General features: G+C 69.3%; 21 protein-coding genes. 6 read left to right on the top strand and 15 right to left on the bottom strand.

Going from position 1 to position 20,092, the window contains the following annotated elements:
• Positions 1-7 precede the first annotated feature (7 nt).
• From G9373_RS01090 to mqo, 10 genes are all read right to left on the bottom strand, one after another.
• Entirely contained in the window at positions 8-775 is a 768-nt protein-coding gene (locus G9373_RS01090) for a trypsin-like serine protease (RefSeq protein WP_054248022.1), read from the bottom strand.
• A gap of 60 nt (positions 776-835) precedes the next feature.
• Positions 836-1,207, bottom strand: a complete 372-nt coding sequence (locus tag G9373_RS01085) for a glyoxalase superfamily protein (RefSeq protein WP_054248021.1) — start codon at positions 1,205-1,207, stop codon at positions 836-838.
• A gap of 56 nt (positions 1,208-1,263) precedes the next feature.
• Positions 1,264-2,697 carry an MFS transporter gene (locus tag G9373_RS01080; protein ID WP_133986852.1) on the bottom strand — a complete coding sequence of 478 codons (1,434 nt, stop codon included), beginning with the start codon at positions 2,695-2,697 and terminating at the stop codon, positions 1,264-1,266.
• A 101-nt stretch (positions 2,698-2,798) separates the two neighbouring features.
• Positions 2,799-4,025, bottom strand: a complete 1,227-nt coding sequence (cobA, locus tag G9373_RS01075; RefSeq protein WP_133986554.1) for a uroporphyrinogen-III C-methyltransferase — start codon at positions 4,023-4,025, stop codon at positions 2,799-2,801.
• Between the two features lie 47 nt (positions 4,026-4,072).
• Positions 4,073-4,453 carry a cobalamin biosynthesis protein gene (locus G9373_RS01070; protein WP_054248019.1) on the bottom strand — a complete coding sequence of 127 codons (381 nt, stop codon included), beginning with the start codon at positions 4,451-4,453 and terminating at the stop codon, positions 4,073-4,075.
• Positions 4,446-5,846 carry a cobyrinate a,c-diamide synthase gene (locus tag G9373_RS01065; RefSeq protein WP_120659254.1) on the bottom strand — a complete coding sequence of 467 codons (1,401 nt, stop codon included), beginning with the start codon at positions 5,844-5,846 and terminating at the stop codon, positions 4,446-4,448. The genes G9373_RS01070 and G9373_RS01065 overlap by 8 nt, the downstream gene beginning before the upstream one ends.
• Positions 5,840-6,454, bottom strand: a complete 615-nt coding sequence (gene cobO, locus G9373_RS01060; protein ID WP_120659255.1) for a cob(I)yrinic acid a,c-diamide adenosyltransferase — start codon at positions 6,452-6,454, stop codon at positions 5,840-5,842. The genes G9373_RS01065 and cobO overlap by 7 nt, the downstream gene beginning before the upstream one ends.
• Positions 6,455-6,490: 36 nt before the next feature.
• Positions 6,491-8,404, bottom strand: coding sequence for a VWA domain-containing protein (locus tag G9373_RS01055; RefSeq protein WP_120659256.1), 1,914 nt, complete (start codon positions 8,402-8,404; stop codon positions 6,491-6,493).
• 211 nt (positions 8,405-8,615) lie between these two features.
• On the bottom strand, positions 8,616-9,164 hold the full coding sequence (locus G9373_RS01050) for a GNAT family N-acetyltransferase (RefSeq protein ID WP_005565587.1): 549 nt from the start codon (positions 9,162-9,164) through the stop codon (positions 8,616-8,618).
• Between the two features lie 64 nt (positions 9,165-9,228).
• A complete protein-coding gene (gene mqo / locus G9373_RS01045) occupies positions 9,229-10,773 on the bottom strand; it encodes a malate dehydrogenase (quinone) (protein ID WP_037204597.1) in 1,545 nt (514 codons plus the stop codon).
• A 121-nt stretch (positions 10,774-10,894) separates the two neighbouring features.
• Here mqo and G9373_RS01040 point away from each other — a divergent pair, with 121 nt between their 5' ends.
• The 3 genes from G9373_RS01040 to G9373_RS01030 are packed head-to-tail and all read left to right on the top strand — an operon-like array spanning position 10,895 to position 13,613.
• Positions 10,895-11,905: an alpha/beta hydrolase gene (locus G9373_RS01040; RefSeq protein ID WP_054247404.1), complete on the top strand. Its 1,011-nt coding sequence runs from the start codon at positions 10,895-10,897 to the stop codon at positions 11,903-11,905.
• Positions 11,902-13,287 carry a mycothione reductase gene (gene mtr / locus G9373_RS01035; RefSeq protein ID WP_005565589.1) on the top strand — a complete coding sequence of 462 codons (1,386 nt, stop codon included), beginning with the start codon at positions 11,902-11,904 and terminating at the stop codon, positions 13,285-13,287. The genes G9373_RS01040 and mtr overlap by 4 nt, the downstream gene beginning before the upstream one ends.
• Entirely contained in the window at positions 13,284-13,613 is a 330-nt protein-coding gene (locus tag G9373_RS01030) for a YnfA family protein (RefSeq protein WP_005565591.1), read from the top strand. The genes mtr and G9373_RS01030 overlap by 4 nt, the downstream gene beginning before the upstream one ends.
• A 30-nt stretch (positions 13,614-13,643) precedes the next feature.
• Here the strand turns inward: G9373_RS01030 and G9373_RS01025 are convergent, their stop codons facing one another.
• Positions 13,644-14,210 (bottom strand): alpha/beta hydrolase, encoded by a 567-nt coding sequence (locus G9373_RS01025; protein ID WP_005259286.1) that lies wholly within the window; start codon positions 14,208-14,210, stop codon positions 13,644-13,646.
• A 103-nt stretch (positions 14,211-14,313) separates the two neighbouring features.
• On the opposite strand from G9373_RS01025, the gene G9373_RS01020 reads away from it, so the two are divergent.
• The 3 genes from G9373_RS01020 to G9373_RS01010 are packed head-to-tail and all read left to right on the top strand — an operon-like array spanning position 14,314 to position 16,273.
• Complete coding sequence (locus G9373_RS01020) at positions 14,314-14,676, top strand: GntR family transcriptional regulator (RefSeq protein WP_005259287.1); 363 nt, start codon at positions 14,314-14,316, stop codon at positions 14,674-14,676.
• On the top strand, positions 14,673-15,578 hold the full coding sequence (locus G9373_RS01015) for an ABC transporter ATP-binding protein (RefSeq protein ID WP_005565593.1): 906 nt from the start codon (positions 14,673-14,675) through the stop codon (positions 15,576-15,578). The genes G9373_RS01020 and G9373_RS01015 overlap by 4 nt, the downstream gene beginning before the upstream one ends.
• Positions 15,575-16,273: a hypothetical protein gene (locus G9373_RS01010; protein ID WP_005565594.1), complete on the top strand. Its 699-nt coding sequence runs from the start codon at positions 15,575-15,577 to the stop codon at positions 16,271-16,273. The genes G9373_RS01015 and G9373_RS01010 overlap by 4 nt, the downstream gene beginning before the upstream one ends.
• Here the strand turns inward: G9373_RS01010 and G9373_RS01005 are convergent.
• The 4 genes from G9373_RS01005 to G9373_RS00990 form a co-directional block, all read right to left on the bottom strand.
• On the bottom strand, positions 16,270-17,808 hold the full coding sequence (locus G9373_RS01005) for a cobyric acid synthase (RefSeq protein WP_054247403.1): 1,539 nt from the start codon (positions 17,806-17,808) through the stop codon (positions 16,270-16,272). The genes G9373_RS01010 and G9373_RS01005 overlap by 4 nt on opposite strands.
• A complete protein-coding gene (gene map / locus G9373_RS01000) occupies positions 17,805-18,662 on the bottom strand; it encodes a type I methionyl aminopeptidase (RefSeq protein WP_005259297.1) in 858 nt (285 codons plus the stop codon). The genes G9373_RS01005 and map overlap by 4 nt, the downstream gene beginning before the upstream one ends.
• A 61-nt stretch (positions 18,663-18,723) precedes the next feature.
• Complete coding sequence (locus tag G9373_RS00995) at positions 18,724-19,431, bottom strand: GntR family transcriptional regulator (RefSeq protein ID WP_005571388.1); 708 nt, start codon at positions 19,429-19,431, stop codon at positions 18,724-18,726.
• A complete protein-coding gene (locus G9373_RS00990) occupies positions 19,428-19,985 on the bottom strand; it encodes a hypothetical protein (RefSeq protein WP_005571386.1) in 558 nt (185 codons plus the stop codon). Before G9373_RS00990 ends, G9373_RS00995 begins: the two co-directional genes overlap by 4 nt.
• Positions 19,986-20,092 lie beyond the last annotated feature (107 nt).

Raw genomic sequence — 20,092 nt, 5'->3', positions numbered from 1 at the left:
CGGTCGGTCAGGATCGGGTGCAGGCGCCGGCGAGGGCGAACGGTGTCGAGTCGCCGGCACCGCGACGCTCCGCGCGGTCCAGCAGGGCGATCGTTCCGGAACCGAACGTCGGCGAGTAGGACACCGAGTCGGTGCACCCGCCGTGGTCGAGGCCGCCGACGAGGGCGACGACCCGCGAACCCGTGATCCACGGGCCGCCGCTCGTTCCCTCGCCCAGCCCGTCGCAGACCACCGTGGGGTAGCTGTCCGTCGACGTGGTCGCGGCGGTGCACGACACCGGACCGTCACCGAGGGTCGGATAGCCGGTCACGGCCACGGTTGTCGCGGGTTCGGGCGCGGACGCCAACTCGAATCCCCCACCGACCACCGATTCGACGGACGCCGGCACAGTGGTTCCGCTCGGGGCCACCCGGAGAACGGCGTAGTCGTGCTGCGGGTCCTGCGACTCCAGCCAAGCGGGGTCGACGTAGATCTGGGACACCGTCCACAGTCCGAACGGGGACACGCCACGATCGAATCCGGGTGCGAACGACAGCGCACCCCCGGACCCTGCGATGCAGTGAGCGGCAGTGAGCACGAGGTCGCCGTCCGCGCTGTCCAGAACCGATCCGGTGCAGACGTGGAGCGGTGTGCCGGCCAGGAACAGCGGGCCGACGCGAGGATCCGGTGCGTCGGGCGCAGGCGCGGCGGCGGCCGAACCCCCGGCTACGCAGGAAGCCAGGAGCAGGACCACCGCGGCTGCCCCCGTGACGGACGAGCGGGAGGGCGTGACCACAGGATCATCATGCTCCGCTCGTCGCGCTCGGGTAGGCCGATTTCTGCTACCGGCCGCCGGTCAGCTGCGTGGCGGAAGCTGCTGCAGCGCCCACTCGTTGCCGTCGGGATCGGCGAAGTACACGAAGCGCCCCCACGCCAGGTCCTGCACCTCGCTGACGGGAACGCCGCGGGCCGACAGCTCGGCGTGGGCGGCATCGGCGTCGTCGATGACGATCTGCAACCCGTGCACCGAGCCGGGCGGGGTGTCGACCAGGCCCTCACCGACGGCGATCGAGCACGCCGACCCGGGCGGTGTGAGCTGGACGAAACGCATGTTCTCGTTCACGCGGTGGTCGTGATCGACGACGAAGCCGACCTGGTCGGCGTAAAACGTCTTGGCCCGGTCCACGTCGGACACCGGCAGGATGATCAGCTCGATTTTGTAATCCATGACCGGATGCTATAGACGGCGTCCGGCAACCGGGCCGAAACCGGGCCGGACCGCGTTCACGCCTGTTGCGCGGCCTTCTCGGCGGCCTGCGCCTGCGCGACCTGTCGCGGGGTGAAGCGGATGAACATCGCGGCCAGTCCCGCGATGAGGGCGCAGCCTGCGCTGCCGACGAGGGCGAAGGTGTACCCGTTGCCGAGCGCCTCGAGTTGCGTCGGATTCATGTCGGCGACCTTGCCGGAGATGCCGCCGAGGGACAGCGTGCGTGAGGTGGCCATCGCCCCGATGACGGCCAGGGCGAGGGGTCCGCCGAGGGTTTGCGCCACCTGGGCGATGGCGGCGAGCGGACCGATCTCCGTCTCCGACACTCCGGCGATGGCGCACAGCGGGAGCGGGACGACGGCAAGTCCGACACCGAATCCGATCCCGATGACCGGCACGAACAGGTTGCCGAGGTAGGTGGCGGAACTGTCGAGGGTCGAGCCGTAGAGCAGCCCGACCACCATGATCGCCGCGCCGGCGACCACGAGCCACCGGGGCTGGATCCGCACGGCGAGCTTGGACGCCACCGCGGCCGCGCCGCCGAGGCCGAACGCGAACGGGATGAACGCGAGGCCCGCCTCGAGGGGGCTGTAACCGAGAATGTCCTGGACGAACAACGCGACGAAGGCGGCGACGGTGAACATGACGGCACCGGCGAAGAAGATCGCGACGAGCGTCGCCACCCGATTCTTGTCGCGGAACAGGGAGAACGGCAGCAGCGGGTTGTCGGCGGTCCGTTCGACGTACAGGAACGCGCAGAACAGCAGCAGTCCGGCGACGAGCGCCCCGATCACGTAGGGACTCCCCCAGCCGAGTTCCGGACCCTCGGTCAGCGCGAATACGACGCCCGTCGCCGCGACCGTGGCGAGAACCGCCCCGGGAACGTCGAGGGCCAGGCGCTCGCCCGCGGTCTCCTTCAATGCCACGAACGCGCACCCCACGATGACGACACCGATGGGCACGTTGATGAGGAAGATCAGTCGCCACGACACCTCGGTGAGCGCGCCGCCGATGATCAAGCCCGCGATCGATCCGATGCCCGTCATGGCCGCGAAGATCGCGATGGCCTGATTACGCGCAGGTCCGGCCGCGAACGTGGTCGCGACCAGGGCCAGCGCCGTCGGGGACGCCACCGCGGCGCCGACACCCTGCAGGAACCGGGCGGCGATCAGCATGAACTCGCCCACCGCGAGACCGCACAGCAGCGAGGCGACGGTGAACAGGGCGACACCGCCGACGAACATCTTCTTCCGGCCGAACGCGTCGCCGAGCCGTCCGCCGAGGAGCATGAGGCCACCGAACGCCAGCGCGTAGGACGTCAGCACCCAGTTGCGGCCGCTGTCGCTGAGACCGAGATCGGCTTGCAGCGGCGCGAGCGCCAGGTTGGCGACGGTGCCGTCGAGGACCACCATCATCTGCAGCCCGCTCAGCACGATGATCGCAAGCCCCATCACACGGGTGGCGGCGGGCGGATTCACCGTGGCTCTCGCCGCAGACTTGTTCGACGCGGATGCGCCTTCGGGCACTCGGGATTCAGACACGAGGGTTCACGTTACCCAGCGTCCACAGAAAACCCGGCCACGGGCCCGATGACCACGATGGCGGGCGGCCGGATCTGTTCTTCCTTCACCCGGGCGGCGACGGTCTGGAGATCGGCGCGCACGGTGCGTTGCGTGCGCAGCGTGCCCTCCTGGATGACCGTGACCGGGGTGTCCACCGGACGTCCGCCCTCCATCAGGACCGTCGCGAACGCCTCGATGCGCTCGACGGCCATCAGCAGCACGATCGTGCCCTTCAACCGGGCCAGCGCCGACCAGTCGACGAGGGAATCCGGGTGGTCGGGGGCGACGTGACCGCTGACGACGACGAACTCGTGGGTGACGCCCCGGTGAGTGACCGGGATGCCGGCGGCCGACGGCACCGAGATGGCACTGGTGATTCCGGGGACGACCGTGACGGGCACGCCCGCCGCGGTGCACGCCTCGAGTTCCTCGTAGCCGCGCCCGAACACGTACGGGTCTCCGCCCTTGAGCCGCACCACGAACTTGCCGGCCCTCGCGCCCTCGATGAGGGCGGCGTTGATCGCCTCCTGCGCCATCGCACGGCCGTAGGGAATCTTCGCGGCGTCGATGACCTCGACGTCGGAGCCCAGTTCGGCGAGCAGTTCCGGCGGGGCGAGGCGGTCGGCGACCACCACGTCGGCCCGGGCCAGCAGTCGGCGGCCGCGCACGGTGATGAGATCGGGGTCGCCCGGACCGCCGCCCACCAGTGCGACACCGGCCGCCGGTGACTCGGCGGTGTCTGCGACCACACCGGATTGCAGGCCCTCGACGAGGGCGGTGCGCACTGCGGCGGACCGCCGGTGGTCGCCGCCGGCCAGCACGCCGATGCTCATCCCGTCGTAGCTCGCGCTCGCTGGAGTGACGGCGGTGCCGAAGCGGGCGTTGTCGGCGCGGACGCAGAACACACGATTCCGCTCCGCCTCGGCGACGATCGCCGCGTTGGTGTCCGGTTCGTCCGTGCACGCAATGGCGTACCAGGCGTCGGCGAGGTCGCCGTCCCGGTATCCGCGAAGTTCCACTGTGATCTGTCCCGCCGTGGCCATCCCCTCGACCGCCGGCGTGACCGCGCGGCTGATCAGGTGCACCCGCGCCCCCGATGCGATCAGGAGCCCGAGCCTGCGCTGTGCCACTGTTCCGCCACCGACCACGACCACACGACGATCGGCCAAATTGAGTCCGACCAGGTAGTTGGTCTCGTCTCCGGTGGCAGCAGTCACGCGCTCTCCCCGTTTCTCCAGAAAATCCTGCACGTCTCGTCTCGAACCTACGAAACTTTACGGGCTGCCGCGACGACGACGCCATTCGCGGACCACTTGGTCATGATCAGGGGCCCTCCGCCCGCGCCGAGCACCGCCGCCGCTTCCGCGACGCTCGGCGATCCCGTCGCCGAGTGCACCCGGTCCGACGGGTTCGCCACATCGACGGCGGCCAGTTCCCCCACGGCGAATCCGCGGACGGGGACACCCAAGGCCGCTGCCGCATCGCGGACAGCCGGATCCGCGGCCTTGCGGTCGAGGGTGCACAGGCAGTCCAGTGTCGCGTCCGGACCCAGGTTCGTGGACGTCAGCACGTGCCGGACGGCGGCCAGGACGTCCGCGCTGCCCGCTGCCGCACGGAACCCGACGCCGACGCTGACGTCACCCATGCGCGGCGAAGGTCCGGGCCGCGGCCACGAAACGGGTGATCGCCTCCGGGTGACCCGCGGGGTGCGTGTGCAGGTACGAGGCGTGCACGCCGCCGCGCACGAAACCCTCGCGCGCAGGGTCGCCGTCCCAGGGTCGCCAGCCCCAGGCCGGTGCGAAGCCGTCCGCCTCGGCCGCGGCGAGCGACGTGCGATGGAACTCGTGGCCGACCACCCGCTCACCTGCCGCGAAGAGTGTGGAGTCCGTGACCGCCACCGCCTCGCGGTACCCGAGCGTGAGACGGGACCCGAACGAGGCGTCGACCCCGACCACGGAGGCCATCGCGTGCCCGTCGAGGCTTCGGGCGAGGTAGAGCAGACCGGCGCACTCCGCATGGATCGGCGCCCCCGCTGTCGCGAGTGCGCGTATCTGTGTCAGGAGCGCGGAGTTCTCCGCGAGGGCGACGGCGTGCTCCTCGGGGAAACCACCGGGCAGCACCACGCCGCTCGTGCCGGACGGCAACGCATCGTGCAGGGGGTCGAACGTGATCACGTCGGCACCGGCGGCACCCAGGAGTTCGCGGTGTTCGGCGTACCCGAACGTGAACGCCCGGCCCCCGGCGATCGCCACGGTCGGGCGCGGGCCGGACGGAATCGGCCCGACCTCGGCGGCGGGGTCCCACACCGGCCCGTCGACCGCCGAGGCCGCGAGTGCGCGGATGGCGGGCAGGTCGAGGTGGCGGGCGGCCAATCGGGTCATCGCGTCGACGGCGTCGACCGCGTCGGCTCCGTGCTCCGCCGCCGGGATCAGCCCGAGGTGCCGGGACGGGACCTCCAGTTCGGCCATCCGCGGCACGGCGCCGAGCACGGGAAGTCCGACGCGCTCGCATGCCTGCCGCAGTACCTGTTCGTGCCGCGGACTTCCCACCCGGTTGAGGATCACCCCGCCGATGCGGACCCCGGTGTCGTAGGTGGAGAAGCCGTGCAGGACCGCGGCCAGGCTCTGACTGTGCCCGCGGGCGTCGACCACGAGCACGACCGGGGCGCCGAGCAGAGCCGCCACCTGGGCCGTCGATCCCTCGGCCGACGGCTCCTGCGACGCGGCGTCGATCTTGCCGTCGAACAGGCCCATGACGCCCTCGACGACCGCGAGGTCGCATCCCGAACTGCCGTGCCGGTACAGCGGGGCGATCCGCTGCGCGCCCACCATGACCGGGTCGAGATTGCGTCCCGGCCGTCCGGCCGCGAGCCCGTGGTATCCGGGGTCGATGTAGTCGGGGCCGACCTTGAACGGTGCCACCGCGCAGCCCGACTCACGCAGCGCTCCCACCAGACCGGTTGCGACGGTGGTCTTTCCGCTACCCGATGCGGGGGCTGCGATGACCACCGCGGGCGCCGCGGAGAGCGTGGTCACCACTCGATGCCCCGCTGGCCCTTCCGGCCGGCGTCCATCGGATGCTTGATCTTGGTCATCTCCGTCACCAGATCCGCGGCGTCGATCAGTGCCTGCGGGGCGTCGCGGCCCGTGATCACCACGTGCTGGTTGCCGGGGCGGTTCTGCAGGACCTCGACCACCTCGTCGACATCCACCCACCCCCACTTCAGGGGATACGTGAACTCGTCCAGCACGTAGAACCGGTGTTCCTCGGCTCCCAGCCGGCGGGCGATCTCGCGCCATCCCTCGGCGGCCGCGGCGGCGTGGTCTTCCTCGCTGCCGTGCTTGCGCGTCCACGACCAGCCTTCGCCCATCTTGTGCCACTGCACCGCCCCACCGACGCCGGTGTCCTCGTGCAGCTTGCCGAGGGCGCGGAAGGCTGCTTCCTCCCCCACCTTCCACTTGGCGCTCTTCACGAACTGGAACACGCCGACATCGAATCCCTGATTCCAGGCACGCAGCGCCATACCGAACGCGGCCGTCGACTTCCCCTTGCCCGGTCCGGTGTGGACCGCGAGCACGGGAGCGTTGCGTCGTTGACGTGTGGTGAGGCCGTCGTTCGGAACGTTCTCGGGAACACCCTTGGGCATGTGTCTTCTCTCTCCCCTACCGAATCCGCGTCCGGATCACGCTGCGGCGCGGACGACGCCCGCGACCTGCTGCGCGGACAATTCACCGAGGCGGACGTAGCCGCCCCGCAGCCGGCGGGCCAGCTCCGCGGCCAGCCCGAGCCGGACCATGCCTGTCTCGCAGTCGACGACCACCGACGCGACCGAGCTGTCGGCGAGCAGCCCCGCGGCCACCTTGGCCCGGTGCAGTGCGTCCTTGCCGCCCGTCGCCCGCCCGTCCGTCAGTGCGACGACGAGCGCGCGACGCTGCGGATCGCGGAGACGTTCCCGCAACACGACCTCACGCGCACGCAGAAATCCTTCTGCCAGTGGGGATTTGCCGCCAGTCTTCATTCCGCGGAGGCGGCGGACGGCGATGTCCACCGACGACGTGGGCGGCAGGACCAGTTCCGCGGCGCGTCCGCGAACCGTGATCACCGCCACCTTGTCGCGGCGCTGGTAGGCGTCGCGCAGCAGTGAGACGACGGCACCGGTGACAGCCGACAATCGGTCACGGGCCGCCATCGACCCGGAAGCGTCCACGACGAACACCACGAGGTTGCCCTCGCGGCCCTCGCGAATCGCCCCGCGCAGATCGGCGGAGTCGAGGATCATCCGACCAGCGCTCCGGCCGCGGGCCACCTGCCGCTCGGCGGCGGCGAAGAGCGTGCCCACCAGGTGGAGTCCGTGCCCCTGTTCGGCGGTCGAGCGCACCGCGCGACCGCGGGAGGAGCGCGAACGGGAACGCCGGCCCGGCGCGCCCTCGCCGACTCCGGGTACCTCGAGGAGTTTGGTGGTGAACTGGGTGCCGGTCGGCCCGGCCGGGCGTTCGGGGGGTGCCGGAGCCCCGCCTCCGGGCCCGTCGGGATCGTCGGGCCCCTCGGGGTCGGTGTCCCCGCCGTCCGGTCCGGGCGGGGTCCCGGGCGGAGGTCCCGGCTCCTGCTCCGGCGGTTCCTCGGCACCGGACCTGGCGTCGTCGTCGGCCTGACGGAGAGCGTCGTCGAGCTGCTGTTCATCGAGGCCGGGTTCGTCGAACGGATCCCGGCGGCGGCGGTGTGGCAAGGTCAACTCGGCCGCGACCCGCACGTCCTCCGCCGTGACGGCGCCGGCGCCCCGCCATGCTGCGTGCGCGGTCGCGGTCCGGGCGAGGACGAGATCGGCGCGCATGCCGTCCACGTCGAACGACGCACAGAGAGAAGAGATTCGGCGCAACTCGACGTCGTCGAGCTCGACGGAGTCGAGCCGGTCGCGGGCCTCGAGAATGGCGGCGGCCAAGGCGGCGTCCTGCTCGGCGTAGCGCTCGGCGAACCGTGCGGGGTCACGCTCGAAGTCCAGTCGACGCCGGACCACCTCCATGCGCACGTCCACCTCCCGCGACGCAGCGACGTCGACGGCCAGCCCGAACCGGTCGAGGAGCTGCGGCCGGAGCTCGCCCTCCTCAGGATTCATCGTGCCGACCAGCACGAACCGCGCGGCGTGCGAGTGCGAGATGCCGTCACGCTCGATGTGGACGCGGCCCATCGCCGCCGCGTCGAGGAGCACGTCGACCAGATGGTCGTGCAGAAGATTGACCTCGTCGACATAGAGAACACCCTGATGGGCGGCCGACAGCAGTCCGGGTTGGAACGCGCGCTCACCGTCGCGCAGGACCTTCTCGAGGTCGAGGGAACCGACGACGCGGTCTTCCGTGGCTCCGACCGGCAGTTCGATCAGTCGCGCCGGGCGGGTCCCGTGCTCGTCGTGCACCGCCGGCAGCAGCGCGGTGAGAGCGCGGACCACCGTCGATTTGGCCGTCCCCTTCTCACCGCGGACGAGGACGCCGCCGATACCGGGATGGACCGCGCAGAGGATGAGGGCCAGCCGCAACCGGTCCTGACCGACCACCGCGCTGAACGGGAATCCCCACGAAAAGTCGGGTCGAACCTGGTCCACTTCACGATCCGTACGCACGCTGCATCCCTTCACGTCCCGGTTTCCTCGCCGAGAGCTTTGGCCGGTACGAACGCCGCGGCAATCTGGCTGGGAGACCGGATCGGCAACCAGGGTGGTGGCAGCCGGTCAGAGATCCGTCACAGTGGCGGGACCGCGCCTGATTCGAACAGGACTTCCCCGCGGACATTCACCTGACGACCCTAGTCGGGGCCTACTGCCCGGCGTTCGACGGGGCCGCCTCCGCCACCTCGTACGCGACACCGCCGCCGACACCATGGGCGGCACCGCCGCCGACACCATGGGCGGCACCGCCGCCGCGCCGCATGGGGACGTGCGGGATGCCGTCCTCGACGAACTCCTCGCCGTCCGGCTTGAAACCGTGCTTGGCGTACATGTCCACCAGATACGTCTGCGCGTTGATGCGGCACGGCGCGTCGCCGACCTCGGCGAGCGCGGCGCGCAGCAGACGCGTCGTGTGTCCCTGACCGCGCGCCGGCCGCGACGTGCACAGCCGACCGATGCGGAACGACGTGGTGCCGTCGGCGTGCTCCTCGAGGAGCCGGAGGGTGCAGACCACCTGACCGTCCTGTTCCAGCCAGAAGTGGCGGGTCTCGACCAGCAGATCACGGCCGTCGAGTTCCGGGTACGGGCACGCCTGCTCGACGACGAAGACCTCTACGCGGAGCTTGAGCAACTCGTAGAGCGTCTTGTTGTCGAGATCGAGTGCCCACGAACGCTTGAGTGCTGCAGTTGCCGTCATGACAGGCAACTATCGCACAGCACCGGCAAGTGTGCGCGCCCGTGGACCCGGGCCGGGCGGTGCATCAGACCGCGACCGACGCGTCCTCCACCTTGCTGGTGTCGAGCTGGAGCACCTTCGACGTCCAGTCCCACACCTGCGAGAACAGTGCCGTGTCGTCGGAGAGCTTGATGCCCAGCGACGGAACCATTTCCTGGAGCTTCGGTTTCCACGACTCGTACTGGGTCGGGAAGCAGCGCTGCAGCACGTCGAGCATGGCGGGCACCGCGGTGGACGCACCCGGCGACGCGCCGAGCAGTCCGGCGATGCTGCCGTCGGCGGCGTTGACGACCGCGGTGCCGAACTCGAGGACACCGCCCTTGCCCTTGGCTCGACGGATGACCTGGACGCGCTGGCCCGCGGTGATCAGCTCCCAGTCCTTGCCGAGCGCCTTCGGGACGAACTCCCGCAGGGTCTCGATCCGGCCGGCCTCGGACATCGCGAGCTCACTGATCAGGTACTTGACGAGACCGAGTTCGCTGACGCCGACCCCGAGCATCGACAGCAGGTTGTTCGGCTTGACCGAACTGGGCAGATCGGTGACGCGGCCCTGCTTGAGGAACTTGGGCGACCAGCCGGCGTAGGGGCCGAACAGCAGTCCGGGCTTGTTGCCGATCACGCGAGTGTCGAGGTGCGGAACCGACATCGGCGGCGCGCCGACGGCGGCCTTGCCGTAGACCTTGGCGCGGTGCTGGTCGATGAGCTCCGGGTTGGTGCAGCGCAGGAACGCGCCGCTCACGGGGAACCCGCCGAAGCCCTTGGCCTCCTCGATGCCGGACTTCTGCAGCAGGTGCAGCGCACCGCCACCGGCGCCGACGAACACGAACTTGGCGCGCACGACCTTCTTCACACCGTTGCGGCGGTTGGTGACCTTGACCACCCAGGTGCCGTCGGACTGCTTGGTGAGGTCGGTGACCTCGTGCCCGAAGTGGACGACGCCGCCGGACGCGCCGACGTAACCGAGAAGCTGCTTTGTCAGGGCGCCGAAGTCGACGTCGGTGCCGTCCTGGGTCCAGTTGAGAGCGACGGGATCGCTGAAGTCGCGGCCCTTCGCCATCAACGGCAGGCGACGGGTGAACTCGTCGGGGGCGTCGATGTACTCCATACCCGCGAACAGGGGGTGACCGGCGAGGGCGTCGTAGCGGGCCCGCAGGTACTTCGCGTTGGCCTCGCCGTGCACGAAGCTCACGTGCGGGATGGGGTTGATGAACTCCTTGGGCTGCGTCAGCACACCGCTCTCGACGCCGTGCGCCCAGAACTGCCGCGACACCTGGAACTGCTCGTTCACGTTGACGGCCTTCGTGATGTCCACGGTGCCGTCGGCGTTCTGCGGGGTGTAATTGAGCTCACACAGCGCGGAGTGGCCGGTGCCCGCGTTGTTCCACGGGTCGCTGCTCTCGGCGGCTACTGCGTCGAGCCGCTCGAATGTGGTGATCGACCAATCGGGCTGCACCTGACGCAGGATCGCCCCCAGCGTCGCGCTCATGATGCCCGCGCCCACCAGCACTACATCCGTTTTCGTCTCTACCGCATTCTGATCTGACACTGGAGTATCGACTTCCTTGTCCATAGCCGTACGCGCATACGCCTGCCGTGTTCGCCGGATAGGTTACCCGCGCGTATGAGCGAGAATCACCTGCCCCAATTGTGCGCCTCCCCGCGCCCCCGAATCGCACATTAGATTGTGATCTGTGACTACATGGGCTCCCGACGTTCTCGGCGACGGTTATCAACAGCTGACCATCCCTCTCGGCACCGACCCCGACGGCGAGGGCGAGGTGAAGGCGACGCTGATCCGCTACCAGCCCGCGCAGGAGACGAGGAAGACCGGCCGCGCCGTGCTGTACGTCCACGGATTCACCGACTACTTCTTCCAGAAGCACCTGGCCGAGCACTTCGCCGAACAGGGTTACGCGTTCTTCGCACTCGATCTGCGCAAGTGCGGGCGCTCGCTCGAACCGGGCCAGACGCCGCACTTCGTCTCCGATCTGACACTCTACGACGCCGAACTGAACGAGGCGTTGCGCCAGGTCCGGGAACAGACCGGTGACGGCGAGGTCCTGCTGGTCGCGCATTCGACGGGCGGTCTGGTTCTGCCGCTGTGGCTGCACCGCCTGCAGCGCAAGCCGGGCGGCACCGCCGCACTCGGCATCAGCGGGGTCATCCTCAATAGCCCGTGGTTCGACCTGCAGGGTCCGTCGTACCTGCGGAACGTGGGGACGGTGGCCGTCGATGCGCTCGGGCGCGTCAAACGTAAGTCGATCATCCCGAAGACCGGGCTCGACACATACGGCGTGAGCCTGCACGTGGAGGGCAACGGCATCTGGAACTACAACCTCGACTGGAAGCCGCTGAGCGGTTTCCCGGTCACGTTCGGGTGGCTGCGCGCGGTACGCCGCGGCCATGCCCAACTGCACCGGGGTCTCGACATCGGGGTTCCCGCCCTGGTCCTCCGATCCAAGGCGTCGTATTTCGCGCCGCGGTACGACCCCAGGGTCGACACGGCCGACGCCGTCCTCGACGTCCGGCAGATCGCCCGCTGGGCGGGGTGCCTCGGCGACCGCACCACGATCGTGCCCATCGCGGGCGCCCGGCACGACGTGTTCCTGTCCGCCGACCAGCCCCGGGCGGAGGCGTTCGCCGAAGTGGACCTCTGGCTCGACTGGTTGCACGGCCACAACGCCGCGGAGGCCAACCGATGACACATTTCGATCTGGCGATCATCGGTTCGGGGTCCGGCAACTCGCTGCCCGACGATCGGTTCGCGGACAAGACGGTCGCGATCCTGGAGGAGGGCACGTTCGGCGGGACGTGCCTGAACGTGGGTTGCATCCCGACGAAGATGTTCGTCTACGCCGCGGAGGTGGCCCGCACGGTCGGCAATTCCGCGAAGTACGGCGTCGACGCGGAGCTCGAGGGGGTGCGCTGGCCGGACATCGTCAAACGGGTCTTCGGCCGCATCGACCCGATCTCGGCCGGCGGGGAGCGCTACCGCGCCGAGGACAGCCCGAACACCACGCTGTTCCGCGGGCACGCGACGTTCGTGGGCCCACGAACCCTCGACACCGGAACCGGGGAGGTCGTCACCGCCGATCAGGTGGTGATCGCGGCCGGATCCCGCCCGATCATCCCCGACGTGGTCCGGGAATCCGGCGTGCGGTACTACACGAACGACGACATCATGCGGTTGCCGGAGCTGCCCGAGCGCATGGTGATCATCGGTGCGGGATACATCGCCGCCGAGTTCGCACACGTGTTCTCCGCGCTGGGCACCCGGGTGTCGCTGATCGCGCGTAGCTCTCACCTGCTGCGGCACCTCGACGAGGACGTCTCCCGCCGGTTCACGGATCTCGCCCAGAAGAAATGGGACGTGCACCGCGGCAGCGCCGTCGCAGCCGTGCGCAGCGACGGTGACGGCGTCGCGGTCGAACTCGAGGACGGCACCGTCGTCTCGGGTGACGTTCTCCTGGTGGCGACCGGGCGGCAGTCGAACGGGGACGCCATCGGGGCCGCCGCCGGTGGCATCGACCTCGACGACGAGGGACGCGTCGTGGTCGACGATTACCAACGGACCAGTGCCGAAGGCGTGTTCGCGCTCGGTGACGTCTCCTCGCCGTACCAGCTCAAGCACGTCGCCAATCACGAGGCGCGAGTCGTTCAGCACAATCTCCTGCAGGACGCGTGGAAGGACACGTCGGGTCTGCGCGCCGCGGACCACCGGTTCGTTCCCGCCGCCGTGTTCACCGACCCGCAGATCGCGCACGTCGGGCTGACCGAGGCCGAGGCCAGGGAGGCGGGCCGGGACATCACGGTGAAGGTGCAGGCGTACGGCGACGTCGCCTACGGGTGGGCGATGGAGGACGACGAGGGCCTGTGCAAGGTGATCGCCGAACGCGGCACCGGGCGGCTGCTCGGTGCGCACGTGATCGGCGCCCAGGCGTCCACGGTGATCCAGCCGCTGATCCAGGCAATGAGCTTCGGGCTGACGGCGCAGCAGATGGCGCGGGGGCAGTACTGGATCCACCCGGCGCTGCCCGAGGTCGTCGAGAACGCTCTCCTCGGCCTCGACCTACCGGCCGAGTGACGGTCGCCAAGTCCGTCGCGCTGTTCGCAGTCGCGGCGCTGTTCGAGATCGGCGGCGCCTGGCTGGTGTGGCAGGGCGTCCGCGAGCACCGGGGCCGGATCTGGATCGGCGCCGGTGTCGCGGCGCTCGGGGCATACGGGTTCGTCGCGACGATGCAGCCGGACGCCCACTTCGGCCGCATCCTCGCCGCGTACGGCGGGGTGTTCGTCGCGGGCTCGCTGATCTGGGGCATGGTGGCCGACGGTTTCCGCCCGGACCGCTGGGACGTCTCGGGCGCCCTGATCTGCCTGCTGGGCATGGCCGTCATCATGTACGCCCCACGCTGAGCACGGTCGTGCTCGGCGTGGGGCCGGGATCTACCAGGGGCTGGTGCGGAGAACGATCTCGGTGGCCAGCTCGGCCGCCGCGGCCGCCGGGACGTTGGTGACGTCGTCGAGTTGAACGACGCGGAAGTCGGAGTAGACGAAGCGTCCGCTCGCGTCCGCCTCGGCACGCCGGTCGGGGCTGCCGATCATCACTGTCGTGGGGAGTTCGACGGGCGGGCAGTCGGATCCGCGAACCGCACCGGCGCCGTCGGGTGCGGCCGGATGCCCCCGGTCGGCGACCACGAGGCTGGCGAAGCGTCCGAACTGGCGAGCCGCCAGCGACCACGCCAGTTCGGCTCCTTCCCGGCTGCCGACGAGGTTGACCCACCCGACCTTCAGTTCGTCGAGCAGCGCCATGATCGTCGTCTCGTCGAGACCGGTGATGTCCTCGGGCACGATCGTGCGCAGATCGGAATTGTGCAGGCGCTCGCAGACGCCGTCGTAGACATCCGGTCCGTCGCCGGCCCCCGGTAGCAGGAGAACGGTGTGTTTGCTCTCCGGTCCGTCGATGCGGACCGTGCAGGTTCCATTTCCCACCGCCACGTGCGTCAGTTCCATGGGCTAAAAACTACGCGATCGGCGACGTCTTGCGCTCGGACCTCCCCGGTTCTATGGTTCATTACATGAGTAATGAACCGATCAACCGGCGGGTCGGGCGTCGATGATCGACAACGGCAGACCGCTGTTCCAGCAGATCGCAGAGCTCATCGAGAACTCGATCATCGACGGAACCCTTCCCGAGGAAGGCCAGGTGCCGTCGACCAACGAGCTCGCCGCCTTTCACCGGATCAACCCGGCGACCGCAGCCAAGGGACTGAATCAGCTCGTCGCCGACGGGATCCTCTACAAGAAGAGGGGAATCGGAATGTTCGTCACCTCCGGCGCCCGGAACGCGCTGCGCTTCCGGCGACGCGAGCGGTTCGCGCGCCAGTTCATCGATCCGCTCGTCACCGAGGCGGACAAACTCGGCGTCAGCATCGCCGAACTCAAGACCATGCTCGACCAACGGGAGGGAGCACGATGATCGGCACAGCGTTCGACACGAAGACGGTCGCCTCGGCGCGGGGCCTCGGCAAGAGATTCGGCGACTTCGTCGCACTCGACGGGATCGACTTCTCCCTGCAGGAGAACAAGATCTACGGCCTCCTCGGCCGAAACGGGGCCGGCAAGACCACGCTCATGCAGATCCTCACCGGGCAGGAGTTCCAGACTTCGGGTGTGGTCGAGATCTTCGGTCAGGCCCCGCACGAGAATTCCCGGGTACTCACCGACGTCTGCTTCGTCAAGGAGAGCCAGAAGTACCCGGACGACTTCAGGGTCGGGCACGTCCTCGCGACCGCACGGCACCTACTCCCCCACTGGAACGAGGAACTCGCACAGACACTGCTGGAGGATTTCGATCTTCCGTTGTGCCGCAAGGTGAAGAAGTTGTCGCGGGGCATGACGTCCGCGCTCGGTGTGACGGTCGGTCTGGCCTCCCGCGCACCGCTCACCCTGTTCGACGAGCCGTATCTCGGCCTCGACGCGGTGGCACGGCACCTCTTCTACGACCGGCTTCTCGCCGACTACGCCGAACACCCGCGCACGGTCGTGCTCTCCACACACCTCATCGACGAGGTCAGCGACCTGATCGAACACGTGATCCTGATCGACAAGGGACGGATCGTCCTCGACGAGGACACCGACGCGCTTCGGGAAGGCGCCGTCGTCGTCTCCGGCCTGGCCTCGCTCGTCGCCGACTTCACCTCGAACAAGACTGTCCTGCACCGTGAATCGCTGGGGAATCACGAACGGGCGACCGTGCAGGCCAGCCTGTCGGACTCCGAACGGGACCGGGCGGTGGACGACGGCCTGCATTTCGAGCCGCTCAGCCTTCAACAACTCGTGGTCCGCAGCACCACGGCCACCAAGGAGGAGGCACGATGACAACCCGGGTCCTGACCGTCTCCCGCATCCACACCGTCGCCTGGCCCCTGCTCGTCGCGTGGCCACTGGGCGTGCTGGTCGCGTCGTTCACGATCGCGGCGGCCATCTTCGCGATGGTCGGCGACACCGGCAGCGATACCAACTTCACCGGCGGCGTCTTCTCCCTGTTCGGGATCGCCCTCGCGTTCTACCTGCAGGCCATGACACAGACGTTCCCGTTCGCACTGGGGATGAGCGTCACCCGGCGCGACTATTTCGCGGCCACCCTGATCGTCGCCGCCGTCCAGGTTCTCGTGTTCGGGGTGATGCTCTACGGACTGTCGCTGATCGAGGAGGCCACCGGCGGCTGGGGTGTGGGGATGCGGATGTTCGCGATACCCAACTATTTCACGTCCGACCCGGCGATTCAGCTGGGCGCCGACTTCGCCTTCCTGTCGCTGACCGCGGCGGCGGGGATGTTCCTGGGCGCACTGCATCACCGGTGGCGGGTGGTGGGGCTCTTCACGCTCGGCGTCGGCACTCTCCTCGCCGCGGGCGCCGCCGCGTTCGTGATCACGTGGCAGCAGTGGTGGCCGGACATCGGCCACTGGTTTGCGGACGTGCCCCGGTCGGTGCCGCTGGTGTGGCTTCCGGCACTGGCCGCGGCGGCAGGGATAGTCGCGGCGTGGGCGCTCGTCCGCCGCGCGACGGCCTAGCGCACCAGGGTCGACGCGATGGCCGGGAGACCTTCCGGGGCGCCCGCGCCGAGGAGGTCCGCGAGGGCGCGGAGATCGAGATTCTGCTCCACCAGGTCCGCCAGCAGATCGAGTTGAGCCGCCCGGATCGCGGCGACATCCGTGTCCGGCGCGGTGACGAAACCGGTTCTCCCCGCGTGTTCGGCCACGTCGTCCAGCAGAAGCCGGCGGAAGCGGTCGGTCTCGAGCAGTCCGTGCCAGTGCGTGCCGTAGACGGCGCCGCGGATACTGCCTTCCGCGGCGCCGCTGCCCGCGTGGAGCAGCGGCTGGTCGCCGTTGCGCCGCACCTGGCCGTGATGAATCTCATACCCGGACACCGGAACTCCGTGGGCGTCGCCGCGCACCTGCGCGAGCACCTTGTCCGGGGCGAACTCGACCTCGAGGTCGAGCAGTCCGAGGCCCGGCACCGCGCCCCGGCCGGATTCGACGTCGTCGACGATCACGGAACCGAGCATCTGGTAACCGCCACACACGCCGAGCACCGGACCGCCGCGTTTCGCGTGCACGGCGATCGCATCCGCGATGCCGTTGCGGCGCAACCACTCCAGATCCGACACGGTCGACTTGCTTCCGGGCAGGACGATCAGGTCGGCGTCCTCGAGCCGCGACGGGTCGGTGACCCAGCGCACCGACACCCCGGGTTCGCACGCGAGCGCCTCGACGTCCGTCGAATTGGAGATGCGGGGCAGGCGGATCGCGGCCACCCGCAGCCAGTCGTCGCCGATCGGTGGTGCCGGACGTCCGACCGGGGCGTCCCCCACCACACCGAGCGAATCCTCCGCGTCGAGCCACAGGTCCTCGGCGAAGGGAATCACCCCGAGCGTCGGACGTCCCGTCATGGCCGTCAACTGCTCGAGGCCCGGCCCCAGCAACGACACGTCGCCGCGGAACTTGTTGATCACGAATCCCGCGATCAACGCCTGGTCTTCCGGTGCGAGTACGGCCACGGTGCCGAACAGGTGGGCGAGCACTCCACCGCGGTCGATGTCGCCGACGACGACCACCGGCAGGTCGGCGGCCCGGGCTAGCCCCATGTTCGCGAGGTCCGTCGCTCGCAGGTTGATCTCGGCGGGTGAGCCCGCTCCCTCGCAGATCACCACGTCGTACTCGGCGCGCAGCGACGCCAGTTCCTCGGCCACCACCGCGCGCAGGTGCTGCCGGTGCTCGATGTAGTCGCGGGCTCCGACGGACGTCACCGCGCGGCCGCGCACCACCAGTTGCGACGTGCGGTCGCTACCCGGTTTCAGCAGCACGGGGTTGAAGCGGACGCTCGGCTCCAGTCCGCAGGCCGCGGCCTGCAGGGCCTGCGCCCGGCCGATCTCGCCGCCGTCCAGCGTGACGACGGAGTTGTTCGACATGTTCTGCGCCTTGAACGGCGCCACTCGGACACCTCGCCGCGCGAGCATCCGGCACAGTCCCGCGACGAGCACACTCTTGCCCGCGTCGGACGTGGTGCCGGCGACGAGCAGGGCGCCCTTCCACCGGCCCTCGCTCAAGGCAGGGTGAGGATCTCGTTGCCGGTCTCGGTGACCACGATGGTGTGCTCGAACTGAGCCGTCCACTTGCGATCCTTGGTGACGACGGTCCAGTCGTCGTCCCAGATCTCCCAGCCGATGTCGCCGAGGTTGATCATCGGTTCGATCGTGAACACCATGCCGGGTTCGATGACCGTGTCCACGGAGGGCTCGTCGTAGTGGAGGATGACGAGTCCGTTGTGGAAGGTGGTGCCGATGCCGTGCCCGGTGAAGTCGCGGACCACGCCGTAGCCGAAGCGGTGCGCGTACGACTCGATGACGCGGCCGATGACGTTGAGCGCGCGGCCCGGCTTGACGGCCTTGATGGCGCGCATCGTCGCCTCGTGGGTCCGCTCCACCAGCAACCGGTTCTCCTCGGCAACGTCCCCGGCGAGGAACGTGGCGTTGGTGTCTCCGTGCACGCCGCCGATGTAGGCGGTGACGTCGATGTTGACGATGTCGCCGTCCTGGATCACCGTCGAGTCGGGGATGCCGTGGCAGATCACCTCGTTCAGCGACGTGCAGCACGACTTGGGGAAACTCTTGTAGCCGAGCGTCGACGGATAGGCGCCGTGATCGATCATGTACTCGTGCGCGATGCGGTCGAGCTCGTCGGTGGTGACACCCGGCGCCACCGCCTTACCGGCCTCCTGCAGGGCCTGGGCGGCGATCTTGCTCGCCACCCGCATGGCCTCGATGGTCTCCGGGGTCTGAACCCACGGCTCGTTGCCTTCCTTCGCCGTGGGCTTCCACGCGTACTCGGGACGCTCGATCCCCGCCGGTACGGCGAGGACGGGAGACACGGTTCCGGGGCTCAGTGCTGTGCGGACAGACATGGGTACCAGGTTAGCCCCGTGCACGGCCCGGGCGCCTCCGGACCCGTCGGGCGCGTCGACGTCACTCCCGCAGTGTGGTGAGGAAGGCGATCCGGTCGCCGCGGTAGAGGGAACGCACCCGTTCGATCGGCACGCCGTCGGTGTCGAGCGAGACGCGATGGAGCCGCAGCATCGGCATCGCGGTGGTCGAGTCGAGCAGCGCGGCCTCCCGCGGGGAGGCCAGCACGGTCTCGATCCGCTCGGTCGCCGACGCGAACACCACGCCGGTCTCGCGGATCGCCGCGTACAGCGAGGTACCCGGATCGAATCGGCGCGCCATCGCCCCGAACCGGTCGGCGGGCAGATGGGTGCTTTCGAGCCCGATCTTCTCGTCGTCCGCGAGCAGGACGCGTTCGAGGTGGATCACCGGCGCTCCGAACGCGAGACCGAGCCCCTCGGCGAGATCCGCGTCGGCGCCGAGTTCCTCGAACGTCACCAGTTCGCGTCCGGGCACCCGGCCCTGGCTGACCGCACCCTCGGTGTAGGACCGCAACGACAGCGGTTGCACGAGCTTCGGGCTGGCGACGACGGTGCCGCGGCCGCGACGCTCGACGCGACCCTCGACCAGCAGTTCGTGGATGGCCTGCCGCACCGTCTCGCGGGACACCGTGAACCGGACGGCCAGTTCCCGCTCCGCAGGGATCGCGTCCCCCACCTCGAGTTCGGCGAGGATCGACTCGAGTTCGGTGCGGACCCGGTAGTACTTGGGGACGTTCGGCGTTTCCGTCATGGCGTGGGCAACACCGCGAGCCGCACCCTGCGCGCGACGGCGATCACGTCGTGGACGCTCGGGGCCTGCGCCCCGGGAATTTTCGCGGCGTCGTCGTAACGCCGGAGCCGGACGGCGTCGGGCCAGTAGGAATGCTTGGTGAACTCGGCGTCGACGGCGGCACCGCCCTGCTTTTCCAGCGTGGCCACCGATTGGTCGGACAGCGTTGCCGCGTAACCAGATTCGGTGGACACCAGATAGCGCTTGGCCGCGACGTGCGCCCCGGCGAGCCACCCGACACGTTCCCCGAATCGCGGCGTGAGCCAGTCACGTGCCTCGCGATCGTGCGCGCAGTCGTCGGGAAACCCGAGCGCGGGACTGCGGGCGATGTCGTGCAGTGCGGCGGCGAGGATCAACTCGTCGTCGGCGCCGTCGTCCATTGCCCGCCCCGCGGACTGGAGGGCGTGGTCGAGTTCGTCGATCGCCTCGCCGTCGTAGACGCCGCGCAGCGACCACAGCGCCCCGACAGTATCGATCAGCACGGACTCTCCGGACGCGCTGCCGTCGTCGTTCATGCGGCCGAGCGTACCCGAAAAATGGTCTATACCAATTGTTCACCTGCCGTTCTCCACGCGGTGGCCCAATGGTCTAGACCAAACGGCAAGCTCCTTTTCACAGTCCC

The organism is Rhodococcus sp. A14, assembly GCF_011603105.1.
Taxonomy (GTDB): domain Bacteria; phylum Actinomycetota; class Actinomycetes; order Mycobacteriales; family Mycobacteriaceae; genus Rhodococcus_F; species Rhodococcus_F opacus.
The sequence above is the reverse complement of the archived record's forward strand: the minus strand, read 5'-3'. Positions and strand labels throughout refer to the sequence as shown.